The organism is Saccharopolyspora shandongensis (assembly GCF_900106995.1).
Lineage (GTDB): Bacteria > Actinomycetota > Actinomycetes > Mycobacteriales > Pseudonocardiaceae > Saccharopolyspora > Saccharopolyspora shandongensis.
Map to the genome: position 1 here is coordinate 1 of NZ_FNOK01000066.1, position 15,381 is coordinate 15,381.

The 15,381-nt window shown below is 65.4% G+C and carries 14 protein-coding genes; 1 reads left to right on the forward strand and 13 read right to left on the reverse strand.

The features are described 5' to 3' along the window. Positions 1-210 precede the first annotated feature (210 nt). The 7 genes from BLW84_RS39775 to BLW84_RS39805 all read right to left on the reverse strand — a co-directional run bounded on the left by BLW84_RS39775 (position 211) and on the right by BLW84_RS39805 (position 8,234). Positions 211-2,109, reverse strand: a complete 1,899-nt coding sequence (locus tag BLW84_RS39775; RefSeq protein WP_093276702.1) for an acyl-CoA dehydrogenase family protein — start codon at positions 2,107-2,109, stop codon at positions 211-213. A 41-nt stretch (positions 2,110-2,150) separates the two neighbouring features. Beyond that, positions 2,151-3,374, reverse strand: a complete 1,224-nt coding sequence (locus BLW84_RS39780; protein WP_093276705.1) for a beta-ketoacyl-[acyl-carrier-protein] synthase family protein — start codon at positions 3,372-3,374, stop codon at positions 2,151-2,153. Beyond that, a complete protein-coding gene (locus BLW84_RS39785) occupies positions 3,374-3,613 on the reverse strand; it encodes an acyl carrier protein (RefSeq protein ID WP_093276707.1) in 240 nt (79 codons plus the stop codon). Before BLW84_RS39785 ends, BLW84_RS39780 begins: the two co-directional genes overlap by 1 nt. A gap of 32 nt (positions 3,614-3,645) precedes the next feature. Beyond that, positions 3,646-4,668, reverse strand: a complete 1,023-nt coding sequence (locus tag BLW84_RS39790; RefSeq protein WP_093276710.1) for a beta-ketoacyl-ACP synthase III — start codon at positions 4,666-4,668, stop codon at positions 3,646-3,648. Between the two features lie 728 nt (positions 4,669-5,396). Further along, a complete protein-coding gene (locus BLW84_RS39795) occupies positions 5,397-5,894 on the reverse strand; it encodes a type II toxin-antitoxin system RatA family toxin (RefSeq protein ID WP_093276712.1) in 498 nt (165 codons plus the stop codon). A 1-nt stretch (position 5,895) separates the two neighbouring features. After that, positions 5,896-7,179 (reverse strand): aspartate aminotransferase family protein, encoded by a 1,284-nt coding sequence (locus tag BLW84_RS39800; protein ID WP_093276716.1) that lies wholly within the window; start codon positions 7,177-7,179, stop codon positions 5,896-5,898. Next, positions 7,176-8,234 carry an SDR family oxidoreductase gene (locus tag BLW84_RS39805; RefSeq protein WP_093276718.1) on the reverse strand — a complete coding sequence of 353 codons (1,059 nt, stop codon included), beginning with the start codon at positions 8,232-8,234 and terminating at the stop codon, positions 7,176-7,178. The genes BLW84_RS39800 and BLW84_RS39805 overlap by 4 nt, the downstream gene beginning before the upstream one ends. Before the next feature lie 370 nt (positions 8,235-8,604). Between BLW84_RS39805 and BLW84_RS39810 the strand changes: the two genes are divergently transcribed. Continuing rightward, entirely contained in the window at positions 8,605-10,116 is a 1,512-nt protein-coding gene (locus BLW84_RS39810; protein WP_093276721.1) for a flavin monoamine oxidase family protein, read from the forward strand. Positions 10,117-10,320: 204 nt separating this feature from the next. On the opposite strand, the gene BLW84_RS39815 is transcribed toward BLW84_RS39810, so the two are convergent. The 6 genes from BLW84_RS39815 to BLW84_RS39845 all read right to left on the reverse strand — a co-directional run bounded on the left by BLW84_RS39815 (position 10,321) and on the right by BLW84_RS39845 (position 15,331). Beyond that, complete coding sequence (locus BLW84_RS39815) at positions 10,321-10,719, reverse strand: SDR family NAD(P)-dependent oxidoreductase (protein ID WP_093276723.1); 399 nt, start codon at positions 10,717-10,719, stop codon at positions 10,321-10,323. 55 nt (positions 10,720-10,774) lie between these two features. Continuing rightward, positions 10,775-12,445, reverse strand: coding sequence for a hypothetical protein (locus BLW84_RS48060; RefSeq protein WP_177226953.1), 1,671 nt, complete (start codon positions 12,443-12,445; stop codon positions 10,775-10,777). A 212-nt stretch (positions 12,446-12,657) separates the two neighbouring features. After that, complete coding sequence (locus BLW84_RS39830) at positions 12,658-12,936, reverse strand: hypothetical protein (protein ID WP_093276727.1); 279 nt, start codon at positions 12,934-12,936, stop codon at positions 12,658-12,660. A 64-nt stretch (positions 12,937-13,000) separates the two neighbouring features. Beyond that, positions 13,001-13,246: a non-oxidative hydroxyarylic acid decarboxylases subunit D gene (locus BLW84_RS39835; RefSeq protein WP_093276730.1), complete on the reverse strand. Its 246-nt coding sequence runs from the start codon at positions 13,244-13,246 to the stop codon at positions 13,001-13,003. Positions 13,247-13,272: 26 nt separating this feature from the next. Next, entirely contained in the window at positions 13,273-14,694 is a 1,422-nt protein-coding gene (locus BLW84_RS39840; RefSeq protein WP_093276732.1) for a non-oxidative hydroxyarylic acid decarboxylases subunit C, read from the reverse strand. Then, positions 14,684-15,331 (reverse strand): non-oxidative hydroxyarylic acid decarboxylases subunit B, encoded by a 648-nt coding sequence (locus tag BLW84_RS39845; RefSeq protein WP_093276735.1) that lies wholly within the window; start codon positions 15,329-15,331, stop codon positions 14,684-14,686. The genes BLW84_RS39840 and BLW84_RS39845 overlap by 11 nt, the downstream gene beginning before the upstream one ends. Positions 15,332-15,381 lie beyond the last annotated feature (50 nt).

A 15,381-nucleotide genomic window follows, 5' to 3' on the forward strand; every position in this document is an offset into this window, starting at 1 on the left:
AGCTGCTCCAGCCGCACGTCGGGATCGCGCGGATCCCGTTGCGCCTGCTCGGTTTCCGGCCGGGTGGCCACTGCGGTCATCGGATCCTCCGGAAGCTCGGTGTCAGGTGGTCTTTCGGGGCTCTCGGATTGCTGCGGGTCAGTGGCTCGTGAGTCCCTTTGGGGTGCTATGCCTCAACGGACTCACGAGCTCTCACCGATGTGGGGAAGGTCAACGGCTTGCGGTGCGCGGAGCCGGGAGACCGTGACCGACCAACCTGCTGACAGCCGTGATGTAGTCATCATCTGCGATCGGTGCCCGCAGGAGTTCTGGCGTGAGTTTGAACCCGTCGACCAGCAGCCGGGAGTGCGGAAGGATCTGCTCGCACATCGATTCGATCTCGCGCGGGAGTCGTTCGACCTGCTCGGCCGTCAGCGCGTTTCTCGCGAGATACCAACCGCTGTCCCTGTTGACCTCGAGGAGTCCGTAGAGGCATGCCAGCAACCGCAGGGCGGTGCGGCCGTCTTCGGTTTCCGCGTTTTCCACGGCGGTCAGGAATTCCTTCAGTGCCAGTCGCACGCCACGGGTGCGTGCCATGGATGTGGCCGCAGTCATGTTCTGGTTCCAGGCGGAGAACAACGTTCCGTCACCGCGGGTCTCCTCGGTCATCGCCTGCCGTGCTTCCCGCCGCAAGCTGTCTTCCCGATACTGCAGCAAGTCGAGCTGGAACGTGCCTGTCAGCAGGTCGCTGCTTGCCGGATCGGATGGTGTCGTCTTGCCTGCCGATCGGCCTCGGCGCGCGAGCATTTGTGCGGCCACGGTGGCGAGAAGTGGCAGGTTGTCGCCTTCAGCCGTCACCACCCCTTGGGCCATCGGCACGTAATCCGCGATGCGGTTGACCGAGAACATGCCCTGGGCACCACACCGCTCACGGCAGACGTGGATGACCCTTGACATCTCCCAACTCGACAGTGCCTTGGCGATCGAGATCAACTGGTCGACCTCGGCCTCGTTCCCGCTGTGGCGGGACAGGTATTCCGTCTTGACATGGTTGACGAGAAAAGTCATTGCGTAGACCTGCGCGAGCGAGCTGAACAGCGCGATCTGCTGACTGCGGTAGGCGAGGATCGGCACTTCCCCGCGACCGGGCGCAGCCGTCAAACGCTGCTCCGCGTACCGCACGGCGATGTACACGCTGGCGCGGCCCGCCGAGATGAGCGCACCAGCCAGACAGATACGCCCCGGGGTCACCCGGTCCAGTGCGCGCAGGACCTGCTTGCGCTTACTACCGACGGCGCCTTGGAACACACCATCGTCGGTAAGCTGTCCCATGTCTCCAGTCAGCAAATTCCGGCGGGGAATCCGGACGTGGTCGAACCGCGTCACCGCGTTGTCCAGGGCGAACCCCGGTTTTTCCGGAAGCCTTGTGACGTGCACCCCTTCGCACAGGCCGTTGTGGTCGGAAATCCTGACGATGAACGGGAGAACACCACAGTCCGCCCCGTCGACCTTCAGCCGGGCCATCACGACTGCCAGCTTCGGGATGTCGGAGATCCCCGTGTTCGGCATGAATTTCTGCGCGCGGGCGTGCGGGGTGTTCAGCACGAACTCGCGACTGGCGTGGTCGTAGACGGCCTCGGTCTCCAGGGCCGCGATGTTGTTGCCATGGCCGAGTTCGGTGGCGATCAGCAGACCGATCGACGACATGCTGCCCAGTTCGTCGATGTAATCCGCGAGATCGTCGCGTCCTGCACCGTGCTGGAGGATCGTCCCTAGGCAGAGGTTGTAGTGGATGTTCAGGATCGGAAGGGTGGTGGTGTCGATCAGGCACGACCACTCGCCGATCGCGAACATCCGGAGCTGATCGCGCATCAGCTCGGCCGCCGGTCCGAGGCGACCGTGGAGGAACCGGGCCCGTTCGTAGGACAACCGGCCTGCCTCCAGCGGCGCCAGGCCGTGGCGCTGATCAAACACCGGATCTTCCAGCGCAGCTCGCAGATCGGCGTGGACACTATCGAACCTACCGTCGTAGACGAGTGCGGCAAGGTCCTCCGCTGCTTCCCGGACTTCCGGCTCGGCCTGCGGGATTCCCGAAGCGGCCGGAAGGTATTGTGTTGTAACGCTTGTCATTCTCAGTACCTTTCACGCACCGGACGCGCGAGCTGGCCGGTTTACGAGGCTGCGAGGGCGAGCACGGCGTTCTGCCCCCCGAAGCCGAAGGAGTTGCTCAGCACGACCTCGAGTGCGCAGGGGCGTGCCGTCTTGGATACGAGGTCGAGTTCGATCTGCGGATCCGGGTTTTCCAGGTTGGCCGTGGGAGGAATGCACCCGTGTTGGAGGGAAAGGATCCCGTATGCCGCTTCGATCGCCCCGCCGGCACCGAGCGCGTGCCCGGTCACGCCCTTGGTGGAGCTGACTGCGACGTGGTCACCGAGCACCCGCCGTATGGTGGCGGCTTCGGCGACATCGTTGAGGGGCGTGGAGGTGCCGTGGGCATTGACGTGCTGGACCTCACGCGCCGTGAGACCAGCGTCGGTCAACGCACTACGAAGCGCCTGTTCGGCCCCGTTGCCCTCCGGATCGGGCGCCGTCACGTGGTGGCCATCGGCAGACGCGCCGTAGCCGATAACCCGCCCGCGCACCCGAGCGCCTCTGGCCAACGCATGGCGCTCGCTTTCCAGAATCAGGACCGCGGCGCCCTCGGCGATGACGAATCCGTCCCGCATCGCATCGAAGGGCCGGGACGCGGAGCGTGGATCGTGGCTCTTCCTGGACAGGGCTCGCATCCGGCTGAAGGCAGCGACGAACAGCGGTGTCACCGCTGCTTCCGTCGCCCCGGCGATCACGATGTCGGCCGCGCCGGAGCGGATCAGGTCCCGCGCCACGCCGATCGCGCTTGTGCCGGAGGCACAGGCGGTGCAGATCGTGAGATTCGGACCGCGCACCCCGAGCTCGATCGCCAGTTGACCGGCCGCCATGTTCAACAGACCCATGGGAAGGGTCATCGCCGAGACCTTGGCTGCGCCGCTGTCCAGCAACTTGGTCTGCTGCGCTTCCATGGTCGAAGTTCCGCCGGCGCCGGTCCCGAGAACAACGCCCACTCTGGTGACATCCCAGTTCTCCTCGGACAGTCCCGCATCACGAACGGCTTCGCGCGCCGCTACGAGGGCGAACTGCTGGTGGCGGTCGAGCCGCCAGGCGTTGTGCTTGCCGAGACTCGCGGCGGGATCGAAACCCGGTACGCGGCAGGAGAAATCGACCTGGAGCCCGGCCAACTCAAGGTCGGTGGCCGCCGTCGGATGACCTTCGGCGACTCGGTTCCAGTTCTCCTTCACGCCGATCCCCGCCGGCGTGATGAGCCCGAGGCCGGTGACCGCCACCGCGAATCCGGACATCAGACGGTCACTCCCTTTTTCTCCAATGCTTCGAGGATGTCGGTCAACGTGGCCATTTTCTCCATCTCGGCATCGGTGACCTCAACCCCGAAATGCTGCTCGAGCAATTCGCCCAGTTCTACCTGCGCCAATGAGTCCAGGCCCAGGTCGTCGAGCGAGGCGTCGGGCCTCAGATCCGGCGTCTCGACATCGAATGTGCTCGTCAGCAATTCGCCGAGTCGGGTGTACAAATCGCTCATCGCGGTCTCCTTAATGGATTTGATTGAAAAATTCACAGTGGACTGTCTATCGAGATGTCCGGCCACACCAAGACTGTGGAACCCCACGACAGCCCTGCCCCGAATGCGGTGATCAACACCCTGTCCCCCGGGCGCAGTTCGCCGCCGGCGGCGGCGCCGGCCAGGACGAGCGGGATGGACGCAGACAGGGCGTTTCCGACTCGATCGATGTTGATCAAAGCCCGCTCCGGAGCGATACCCAACCGTTGGGCGACGGAGTTGAGGATGCGGATGTTGGCCTGGTGTCCGACGAAGCGATCCACCTCCGTCACCGACCAGCCGGCACGATCGAGCACGGCAAGTGACGATTCGGTCATCCGGGCGATCGCCTGCTGATAGATCGCCCGTCCGGCCATCGATAGATACCAGTCCTCGGTCGGCACCTCGCCATGACCGAGCCCGGTAGCGGACCGCTGCCGTGAGCCACCACCGTTGATGGCCAGCAGATCGGCTTGCGCGCCATCGCTTCCCAGATCGAACGGTCCGATCGCGCCCGGCTCCTCCGGGCTTCCGCAACGCAGCACCACCGCCCCGGCTCCATCGCCGAAGATAGGTGCAGTGGTGCGATTCGCCGGGTCGATGAAGGTCGAGAACGCTTCGGAACCAATGAAAAGCACGCTTTTTGCGATCCCGGCGCTAATGAGTCCGGCGCAGGTGGCAAGGCCATAGACGAAGCCACTGCACGCAGAGGTCAGGTCGTAAGCTGCGATGGGTCCCAGCCCAAGCCTGGACGCCACCTCCGGCGCCCCGGCCGGACAGATCCGATCTGGTGAGGTCGTCGCGACGACGACCGCATCGACCCCGGAAACCCCGGCTGCTTTCAGCGCACGACCGCCGGCCTCCACCGCCAAGTCCAGCGTCGCCATACCGCCCGAGACAGCCCGACGCTCCACAATGCCCGTGCGACTCTCGATCCACTCCTCGGACGTGTCCAGCCTCGAACACAAATCGTTATTCGTGACAACCCCGGGAGGCAACCATGCCCCCAACCCCGCGATCACAGCGCTGACTGTCATTCAGGCCAACTCCGTTGCTCAATGATTTCTGCACGAGACGATGGAGCGTTTTCATGCTTTTAACATGCGCCGGTGAGGCGGAGTGGATGTGTGCCACACCATCTCAATATCTGACGTCGGTTCGCGACGACCAGCCGGTACTCAGAGTCTATAAATTTGGGCATTGTGGCCGAACCAGACTAGGTACTTTCGTGCTCGTTGCCCTGCACGAAAGTACAGTCCGGCACGCGAACCCGTGAGTGCGACGCCTCGGCGGCTCTGGTCTGGACCGCTGCCACCGACGACCAGCGTGGACCTCCAGGAACCACACGAGACCGAACCCAGGATGAAGACGTTCGCGGACCGCCCGACGCCGCACACTTTGACGGGTTTGACCGAATCTGCCAAATGGCTGCCCGAAATGGCCGACGATGATGCCTGGACAACTCTTGTTGCCACTGCTGCAACTCGGCCAGTATTGCTCGGGTCAGCTCGTGGCACGTGGCCCGATTGCCTCCTTCTGTCGCACGTCCCCCCCGACAGGAGGAGATCCCGCGGGGGCCGGCCGTCGCGAAATCGGCCCTCGCGGGAACCCCAACGGCAACGCATCGCATGGCAGCGCTAGTTGGTCGGCATCGCCGCAGCACCGTCCTCCTCGGACTGCTCGCTCGGCCGGGCGCAACGAGACAGCGGATCCCGAACCGTGGTCAAACCTGAGAAGCGCGGAGAATACGGCAAAGACGGCGACCTCACGACGGCGTTTCCGCATCGGACGCGACCGGGTGGGAGGCGGTGTCGAGGAAGACCAGTTCTTCGCCGAGCAGGCCGCGAAGGATGGCTTGGATGCTTGCGCGCAATGCCTCCTCCGCGATCGGATCGATGATCGCCGCCAGGCTCGGCATACCGAGATCGAAGTGCGCGGTGAACCTGACGATCGTGTCGGGTCCGAACTCGTCAACCGCCCACTCGCCGTCGAAGCGTTCAAAGTCTCCGTCGAGTTGCTGGAACGTGATAGTCCTTGCGGAGTGGTCGATCCGGTCTCGTTCCGACCAGCACAGGATGCCGTTGCGAAACGTGACCGCCCATTCCGAATCCTGGGTGCCGTCTTGCCTTGCGGTGACGGTGACGCTGCGGACCTCATCGGTTTGATCGGCGAAGCGCTCGACGTCGCAGATCGCGGAGAAGACAGTGGCAGCGTCGGCCCCCATGGCGGCGGGCACAAGCGACTCGACCGTAACAGTCGGCATATCAGGGGGTTCCTTCCACAACAGCGTTGGGTGGGCATCGGCGCGCGAGGGTTTCCGCGGCTCGGGTAACCGCCTCAAGAAGCCAGTGAACGTCCTCGGAAGTCAGGACCGCCGGCGGGGTGAAGCGCAGCACCCGATGCGCGTTCAGTGAATGGTTGACGAGCACTCCGTGGTCGAGCAGTTCCATCAGCAGTTCACCCGTGGCTTGCTCGTTGACCAGCTCCACTCCGATCAGCAGACCCAGCCCGCGCACGTCGGTGATCAGGTGACCGCAGTGGTGCAACAGGATTCGGCGTAACTCCTGGAGCAGGTACTCGCCCAACTCGCTGGCCTTGGTGACGAGGTTTTCCGCCACGATCACACGGATCGCCGCCTCAGCGGCGGCAGCAGCGATCGGCGACCCGGCGAATGTCGAGGTGTGCAGGAACGGGTCGCGATTGAACGGCGAATACGCCTCTGCTGTGGCGACCATGGCCGCTACGGGCACGACTCCCCCGGAAAGGTTCTTGCCCACCAGTAGAATGTCAGGGGTGACCGATTCCCTGTCCGCGCCCCACCAGTGACCAAGCCGGCCCAGTCCGGTCTGCACCTCATCCAGGACGAACAACGCCCCGTACTTCCGGCACAGCTGCGCGACATCGCGCAGGTATCCGGGCGGCGGAACAACGACACCACCCTCTCCCTGCACCGGTTCCACCACCACGCAGGCCGGTGGTGCTGCGGCCAATACCTCTTCCAGCGCCTGTGCGTCGCCGAAGGGAACGTGGTCAACGGAGGGCAGCAACGGCCGAAACGGAGCCTGGTAGAGCTCCCGGGCGGTGATGCTGAGCGCACCCGTGGTCTTGCCGTGGTAGCCGCCGACCGCGGAGATGAGGTGCGCATGCCCATGGGCACGTGCCAGCTTGATCGCGGCCTCGGTGGCCTCGGCTCCGGAGTTGACGAAATGCACGTAGTCCATCCCGTCCGGGGCGACGCCGGCGAGCGTTTCGGCAGCACTGGCGACCGTGGGCTCCAGCATTAGCCGTGTGGTCAGCGGGTGCCGGTGAACCTGTTCCACCACCGCCCCTACCACGGACGGGTGGGCATGGCCGAGGAGGAACACGCCGTATCCGCCGCAGTTGAGGTACGTCTTTCCATCAGCGTCGACAACTCGGCTGCCACGCGAGGACACTTCCGTCAGTCCGCCGGTCATGTCGGCCAGTCGGGCCCGTCCACGGGAGATGTGGCGGCGGTAGCGTTCCGACGTCTGCCGTGAACCGGCGTGCTGGATGCCATGAACGCTCATACCATCGCCCCGGCAGCTGCGGCGGGGACAAGGCGTTTGGTATGGGCGAAAAAGCGCACTGACGTGCGGAAGGCAGACTCGAACCACTCTGCCGAGGGCAGCGTCAACGCTGCCGGGTCACCGGGAAGGGCGCCGAAGGAGGTCGGGAACGGCTCGGCACCGGCGAACAAAGCGGCCATGGCCAGCAGGTCGTCAAACTGCTTGCGTGCGGACGGAGGAAGAACATCGGCCAATACCGGGCGGATCAACCGATCCACCATGTCCGGCGATACCAACCGCGGCGGCGTGACATCGATGCCCGATTCCTCGGCCACGGCCACGCATTGGTCGACGAACCGCCTGGAGGTCAGCGCGTGGGGCCCCGCGGTCAACCAGTACTCGCCGCCACGCACATCCGCGTCCACCAACGCCCGCAGCCCTGCAGCGAGAAGGTCCTGCGGTATGACGTCCACCAGCTCTTCAGTTGCGAACGGAAGAAGCGGAAACCTGCTCCTGAGGATGCCTGCGGCGACCATGTGGACGCCCTGGAAATTGGCCATGGCGCCGGTCACCGAATCACCGACCACCACCGAGGGGCGGGCGATCACCACTGGGACTTCCGAGCCGCGAAGCAGCTCCTCGGCTTCTAGCTTGGAGTCGAGGTAATTTTCGGGGCGAACCGCCCCCTCGGACATCAATCCCTGTGCCGACCGGGTGAGTTTGCTACGGGCCACGAATGCGGTGCTCACGTAGATGACACGGGCCTGCGCGGCAGCAGCGAACTCCAGGACTCGCTTCGTGCCGACGACGTTGAGCTGGTGCGCGGCATCGGCTCCGGCGCCGAAGTCGGTCTTCGCCGCGCAGTGCACCACGGTATCCACATTGGACACAAGCATCTGGTATGTGAGCTCATCGAGCCCCAGGAACGGTTGGGTCACATCGCCGATCACCGACTCGGAGTCGATTTTGGCACGATGAGTCAGGCTGATAACCCTGTGGTGAGCCAGCGCCGGGCGCAATGCCGTACCGACCACGCCAGAGGCGCCAGTCAGCAGCACGAACTTGGGTTGCGACATGCCGGTCTCCTCGAATCGCCGTGTTGGTCCACCCCTGCGTCAAGGGCAATGAGCCGCGCAACGGTGCTACGTTGCCAACCCGACTCACTGCAGCGTCGGGCCGTATGCGCCAGGCGTGACGGCAATACCGTGGCGTGAGAGACGGCGCCGCCGCAACCGGGGAAGCGCGACGCGTGCCCGGTTGCCCATCATGTCCTGGCTCGCATAGGCAAGACTCCTGATCAGCTCTGGCGCTGTCGCACCTCGTCATGGTCGAGTTGGTGCAACTGTCAACAACAAGTCGGCGGCCACCACGATGTGGATCCGGGGGCTCGGTCACCTTGCCGGCAGCCGGATGTTCATAACCCAGGCGAGCGGTACGGGAGAGGACATGAATCGGTTCACACGTCGTGGTTTGCTGTCCGGTATGGCCGCGGCTGGTACCGGGGCGCTGATCGCGCCCGGTGCGCCGCGTGCCATCGCAGGGTCGACTCCCGTCGCCGGGCGCAGCGAGACCCAGGTCGTTGTTGTCGGTGCGGGATTGGCAGGGCTTACCGCCGCTCGCGAGCTGGTCGCCGCGGGGTGCGAGGTACTCGTGGTCGAAGCACGCGACCGCGTCGGCGGCCGTACCGTCAATCAGGCCGTGACAGCGCCGGGAGCCGACCCGGGCACGATCGTGGAGGTCGGCGGCCAGTGGGTGGGGCCGACACAGGACCGGGTGCTCGGTCTCATCCAGCAGCTCGGCCTGGAAACGTTCAAGACCTACGACGCCGGCGATTACGCCGACTACCACAACGGGAAACTGACCCGGTACGGCCACGTGTTCCCGGCGGATCCGCTGAACCTCGGACTGAACCGGATTCCGCCCAGCGACCCGGTGGGCGCGGCAGAAGCCGCCGCCGCGATCCAGGAACTCGACAGGATGGCACAGCAAGTTCCACTCGACGCGCCCTGGACCGCGGATGACGCACGTACCCTGGACGGCCAGACTTTTGAAGACTGGATGAATCATCATCTTGCCCAGCCGGGCGCGAAATCGCTGATATCACTGGTGATCAACGCGGTTCTCTCGGTCGAGCCTCGTGACGTGTCGCTGCTTCACGTGCTGTTCTACATCGCCTCTGCAGGCGGACTCGACCGGCTGGTACGCACCTCCGACGGAGCCCAGGAATCCCGTATCGTCGGTGGATCGCAGCGCATCTCGCTTGAAATGGCACGCGAACTCGGTCCCCGCGTCCTCCTGAACGCACCTGTAACCAGAATCGAACAGGACCCCGCAGGCGTCAGTGTGCACGGCGACAACTTCAGCGTGCGCGCCAAACGCTGTGTCGTGACCGCACCGCCCGCGCTAGCCGCCCGAATCCGGTACACGCCTCCGCTGCCAGGAACCCGTGACCAGCTGACGCAACGCATCCCGATGGGCAGCGTGATCAAGGTGCAATGCGTCTATCCGACCCCGTTCTGGCGCGCCGCCGGTCTGGCCGGACAAGCGACCAGCGACACGGGGCTCGTGCGAACCACGTTCGACAATTCACCGCCGGATGCGAATGTGGGCGTGCTGCTTGGCTTCATCGAAGGTGAACAAGGACGCCAGGCCGATCAGATGTCCGCGACACAGCGACGCAGAGACGTGATCGAATGTTTCACCCGGTACTTCGGCGAACAAGCCGCTGATCCGCTCGAATACATCGAGAAGAACTGGCTGGAAGAAGAATGGACCCGCGGCGGCTACGGAGGCGTGTTCACACCAGGTACCTGGCTCGACCTCGGTGAAGCACTACGCGCGCCTGTCGGCCACATCCACTGGGCCGGCACGGAAACCGCGACCATCTGGAACGGCTACATGGACGGCGCGATCAGATCCGGCGAACGCGTCGCGAAACAAGTAACAAACTCGCTGTGACATGTCACCGGCGACCGCCTCGCCGCCGAAGTACTGATCCGGTGCATGGTGCGGGGGTGCGTCCGTTGTGGACGCACCCCCGTTTCGCTGCGGCGGATTCCAGGGTTCTGAAGGAATCCCGCTAACTCCGCGAGTTCCTCCGGGCTCGCCTCCGGTCGCCGCTCGCGCAGGTCCCGCACAGCCCAGAGACTTTCGTGGGGCGTCTCACCAGGGCACATTCCCGGTGTCGTCGAACAGCCCTCCGGTCGGGCCGTCGTCCGGCAGCGTGGCGAGCCGAATGGCGATCTTGGCGCCTTCTGCGGGCGTGCTGGTTCCGTGGAAACCGTTGAGATCGGTCGCGACGTAGCCGGGGCAGGCGTTGTTGACCAGCACATCGAGCCGCCCAGCGCGCTCCTCGATCAGCGCAGCGGCGGCCGCAACGCTCGCGTCGTCGGTCACGTCGAGAAGCACACCGAACGCGTCGACGCCGGCCGCGCGCAGCTTCGCCACGGCATCCTCCCGGCGCTGCTCGTCCCGTGCCCCGATTCCCACGCTCCAGCCCAGCGCGCCGAGCCCGGCCGCGATCTCGTATCCGATTCCCTTGTTCCTCCGCCGCCAAATCACCGGTCAAGTCCGGTACAAGCTAACGGACCGTTTCTGGTTCGCCGCCCTGTCCTCGCTACTCCCCCGCCGCCGCTGGCACGACATCTTCCCCATCCAACCCGCAACGATCCTCGCCTGGCCCGCGTACCCGCGGTGGGGGCACAGAAGGATCCAAGGCGAACTGGCCGGACTCGGACGTCCGATCGCCGCATCGACGGTTTGGGAGATCTCGGACTCGGCCGGCATCGATCCCGGGCACGACCAGGGTACAGGCGGGGCTCGGACGCCGACCGAGTTCAGCTTCGGCCCCCACCAAGCTTTTCGGGTCGACGTGCCGGAGGATGTCGTCGAACACGCCGCGCAGACGCTGCTCGGCCAGGCGTACGACGTCCTGCTCGGTCATCCCGGTGATGCCCGAATCGTTGGACACCGCGGTCGGGGGCGTGGACGTGCGTGCCTGCTTGCGGAGGTGGCTGAACAGGAACTTCCGCGCCAAGCCGAGGTGTGCGGACGAGCACCGGCCGGTCGCGCGCCACAGCGACCGGGCGGCCAAGGTGGTGGCGGCCAGCCTCGCCTTGGTTGCCGCGTCAACCTCGTCGCGCAGGTCAGATCGCCATGCCTCGCGTAACTTTTCCGCCAGCGACGGTTGTCCGATCGCCTTCTCGATGGCGTGAACGTCCGGCTCCAGCAGCATCGGATACCTGCGGCGAACGTCCGCGAGGTAGTTCGGGCTCCTGAGCCCGAGCATTACGTCCCGCTTGATCCACTCGGCCTCGTGGGGACCGCTCGGCGCCTCTGCACCGTCCTCCCAGGGGACACCGAACTGGCGGATTCCATATATGAAGACGTCCGCGGACATACCCCCGGCGCGGTTGCCGGCCATGCTGAAGATCCGCATCTGATCCTGCATCTCCTCCATCGCCGCCGTAGCCACAGCGAGCCTGCCCGGCGCGTCAGGGGAGTCGACCGGGAGGTCGCCGAAGACCACGGGCGCGAGTGCTACGTTGGCGACCGCACCGAGACCGGCGCACTTCTTGAACAGGAGCCACAGGCTTGCCTCATCAGAGGTTCCGGTCCACGTCCTTGTCCGCTGGTCGTCGAACACGCTCGGCAAGGTCGCGGCGACGGTATCGTCCACCCGGACTTCGATCGTTGGTGCGTTCCAGGTGATCGTGGACACGAACGTCTGCCGTGGTGGGTGACCCACGCCCGATCGCGTCGCGAGATCCGCGTAGTAGTCGCGAAAAGTGCGTCGGTGCGCACCTACACCAAGCGTGCCGAGCAGGTGGGCGACGTCGTGACCGCTTTCCGTCGCGACCCTGGCGACAGCGCTACCGCAGAAACCCAGATCAACGAGGAGGCGTCGAGCCTCCACCTGGGTGAGATCCACCACGTCCGGGAGGTCGGTGAGCACCACCGAATCGATCTCGGCGAGGAACGCGGAGGGCACGGAGTCGTCATCCAACGCCCGTTTCGTGGCTTCTGGTAGACGTTCGAGCGTCCACTCGCCAACTTTCTTGATGACACCCGGTGAGATCGGTCCGGCTGGTTGGGCACATAAGGAATCCACGTGCATGGCAGTCCTTGTCAAATCGATCAGGCGCAGTGTGGGCCGGGGCAGTTGTATCCCGAGCTGCTCGGCGGCGGCGCGGTCCAGATGGACCTGCTGCTGGGCAGCACCGTCCAGGCAGGAGCGTGGCATGCCACGGCAGACCAGGAATTCGTCGCCGGCGTCCGGCACGGTCACGATCTCGACGTAGTTGCGCAGTTCTTCCCACCTGTGGCCGTAGTGGTGGTCCTTACCGCACAGCTGACACACCGGCTGGGTAAAGCCGTGCCGGGTGAGTAGTGCTTCCAGGGCGCGGGCCTCTCTCACGCGATCATGGGACCTGGACACTCACCTGATCAACAAGAGCCGTGCCCGTCCTTTACTCAGGGCCAAACGACTTTGCCGGGTCGTCACTTGCGATAGAAGGCGTGTTTGCGGAAGGGCCATCGGTGTACGGCGCGTAGCAGCAGCTCGTCGGGCGGGTCCGGCAGGCGGGGCGCGGTGCCGGTGGTGTGAGCGATGACCACGACCCGGTCATCGCCGCCCAGGTAGGTACTGGCGTCGAGGCAGCCGGGTTCGGCGAGCAGAGCGAGCACCGCGGTCTGTTCCACCCAGGCGAGCAGTTCGTCCCGGCGTCCGGGCTGAGTTCGGGCCTCCCACATCAGGGTGTCATGTGGCTCGGGTGTCATCTCGCAGCCTCCTAGGAAATGGTCCGCGGGAACCCGGTTCCCGCGGATGGTGACGGCTCTGGCGTCAGGACGCGGAGCGCAGCGGAGGAATGGCGGGAACCTCGCGGGCTGCCTTGATGTCCTCGAGCGTCATCTTGAACCTGTCGGGGTAGGCGTCGCGACTGGTGCGACGGGCAGGTTCGCTGGTGCGCCAGGTGTAGAGGCACTGCTGGCATTGCAGCACGTCCCAGACGCCGGGGACCGGCGAGCTGTAGAGCTTGTCGACGGTCTCGTGGGCGCAGCGCGGGCAGACGGTTTCTTGTGGGGCCATGGCAGGTCGTCCCTTCGACTGGTGGGTCAGCGGGCGGCGAGCGACTGGAGCTTGGTGAGCCACTCGCCCATCTCGGGCAGGTCCAGGACTTGGTTGCCGTAGTTGCCGCGCGTGTCGGGCGCGACGGGGGTGGTGGCGTCGATGATCAGCTTGTCCACAATGCCCGGTGTGGTGGCTTGCGGGGCCAGTCCGAGTACCGGCAGTTTCGGGACGACGACCAGGTCACCGGCCGGATTCATCTTGGTCGACAGCGCCCACATCACCTGCGGCAGGTTGAAGGGGTCCACTTCCTCGTCCACCACGATCACGGTGGCGGCGTAGCCGAGCCCGTGCGGGGTGGTCAGCACGCGCATGCCGACAGCCTTGGCGAATCCGCCATAGCGCTTCTTGGTGGACACGATCACAACCAGGCCGTGGGTGTAGGTCGCGTTGACCGCCTGGACCTCGGGGAAATCCTTCTTGAGCTGCGTGTAGAGCGGCACGCAGGTGTTGGCGGCCATCAGGTAGTCGATCTCGGTCCATGGCATGCCGAGATAGAGATGCTCGAAGACCGGGTCGGTGCGGTAGGAGATCTTGTCGATCCGGATCACCGTCATGTTGCGCCCACCGGAGTAGTGGCCGGTGAACTCGCCGAACGGGCCCTCGATCTCACGCTTGCGGCCCTCGATGACGCCTTCGATGACGATCTCGCTGCCCCACGGCACGGGCAGGTTGTTCTTCGGCGAGCGGGCGATCGGGGCGGGTTCACCGCGCAGTGCGCCGGCCAGCTCGTACTCGTTCTGGTCGTATTCCATCGGCGTGGAGGCGACGATGGAGATCACCGGGTCATTGCCCAGGGTGATCGCGATCGGCAGGTCCTCGCCGCGTTCCTCGGCCTTGCGCAGGTGCTGCGCGATGTCGTGCATGGGGACGGGCTGGAGAGCGAGCTTGCGCCTGCCCTTGACCTGGATCCGGTAGATACCGACGTTCTGCTTGTCCGTCGAGGTCGGGTCGTCCGGGTCCTTGGAGACGACCGCGGCTTTGTCGATGTAGAAACCGCCGTCCCCGTCGTTGAGGCGGATCAGCGGCAGGACGTCGAAGATGTTGATCTCATCGCCTTCCACCGTGTTCTGCGCCCACGGCGGATTGTCCCGGTACACGGGCTTGACCGGGAAGTTCGCCCAGCGGCGGATGAACTCGTCCACCTGGTCCTTGGGTCCGCTGTTCTTATCCATGCCCAACGCCAGGGCGTGGTTGGCCCAGGAGCCGTGCACGTTCATCGCGATCCGGGCATTGGTGAAGCCCTTGACGTTGTCGAAGTACAGGGCCGGGGCGGCGGCGCCTAGGCGAGGGGCGGCGTTGGCGGCCGCGGCGATGTCGGGTTCGGGCATCACCTCGTCGGCGATGCGCAGCAGTTGGCCCTCTTTCTCGAGGGTTTGCAGGAAGCTGCGCAGGTCGTCATACGGCATGGGACTCTCCTTGTTCGTTCAAAGCGAGGGACCGCGGCGCGGGCAGCTTCTGCGGGGAACGCTGCTCGCGTGCCACACGGATGCCGACCCACCGCCGGGCGTTCGGCGTCGGCAGGTCGAACTGATCCAGCACCCGCGCGGTGATGTGGTCGACGATGTCGTCCACGGATTCCGGGTGGTTGTAGAAGGCGGGCATGGGTGGCACCATCTGCGCTCCAAGGCGCGTCAGCGCCAGCATGTTCTCCAGGTGGGTTTCGCTCAGCGGGGTCTCACGTGGGACCAGCACCAGCTTGCGGCGTTCCTTGAGGACCACGTCCGCGGCGCGGCCGATCAGCCCGTCGGCGTAGCCGGCCCGGATGCCGGCCAGGGTCTTCATCGAGCACGGCGCGATGATCATTCCGTCGGTGCGGAAGGAGCCGGAGGAAATGCACGCCCCCTGGTCTCCGGGGCTGTGGGCGGCATCGGCGAGGTCGGTGACTTCGCGCACCGACAGGCCAGTCTCCAGCTCGAGAGTGGGCCGCGCCCACTTCGAGAGCACCAAGTGGGTCTCCACCTCGGGCAGCTCGCGCAGGGCCTCCAGCAGGCGGACGCCGAACACCGCACCCGTTGCCCCTGTCATGCCCACAATCAGTCGCATAGTGTGCGGCTCCTCTGCTGCTCATCGGCCGGCCAGGCAAGGAATGTTTC

Coding starts and splice junctions, on each gene's coding strand:
- BLW84_RS39775 (WP_093276702.1), bottom strand. CDS start 2,109: ATGACAAGCGTTACAACACAATACCTTCCGGCCGCTTCGGGAATCCCG.
- BLW84_RS39780 (WP_093276705.1), bottom strand. CDS start 3,374: ATGTCCGGATTCGCGGTGGCGGTCACCGGCCTCGGGCTCATCACGCCG.
- BLW84_RS39785 (WP_093276707.1), bottom strand. CDS start 3,613: ATGAGCGATTTGTACACCCGACTCGGCGAATTGCTGACGAGCACATTC.
- BLW84_RS39790 (WP_093276710.1), bottom strand. CDS start 4,668: ATGACAGTCAGCGCTGTGATCGCGGGGTTGGGGGCATGGTTGCCTCCC.
- BLW84_RS39795 (WP_093276712.1), bottom strand. CDS start 5,894: ATGCCGACTGTTACGGTCGAGTCGCTTGTGCCCGCCGCCATGGGGGCC.
- BLW84_RS39800 (WP_093276716.1), bottom strand. CDS start 7,179: ATGAGCGTTCATGGCATCCAGCACGCCGGTTCACGGCAGACGTCGGAA.
- BLW84_RS39805 (WP_093276718.1), bottom strand. CDS start 8,234: ATGTCGCAACCCAAGTTCGTGCTGCTGACTGGCGCCTCTGGCGTGGTC.
- BLW84_RS39810 (WP_093276721.1), top strand. CDS start 8,605: ATGAATCGGTTCACACGTCGTGGTTTGCTGTCCGGTATGGCCGCGGCT.
- BLW84_RS39830 (WP_093276727.1), bottom strand. CDS start 12,936: ATGACACCCGAGCCACATGACACCCTGATGTGGGAGGCCCGAACTCAG.
- BLW84_RS39835 (WP_093276730.1), bottom strand. CDS start 13,246: ATGGCCCCACAAGAAACCGTCTGCCCGCGCTGCGCCCACGAGACCGTC.
- BLW84_RS39840 (WP_093276732.1), bottom strand. CDS start 14,694: ATGCCGTATGACGACCTGCGCAGCTTCCTGCAAACCCTCGAGAAAGAG.
- BLW84_RS39845 (WP_093276735.1), bottom strand. CDS start 15,331: ATGCGACTGATTGTGGGCATGACAGGGGCAACGGGTGCGGTGTTCGGC.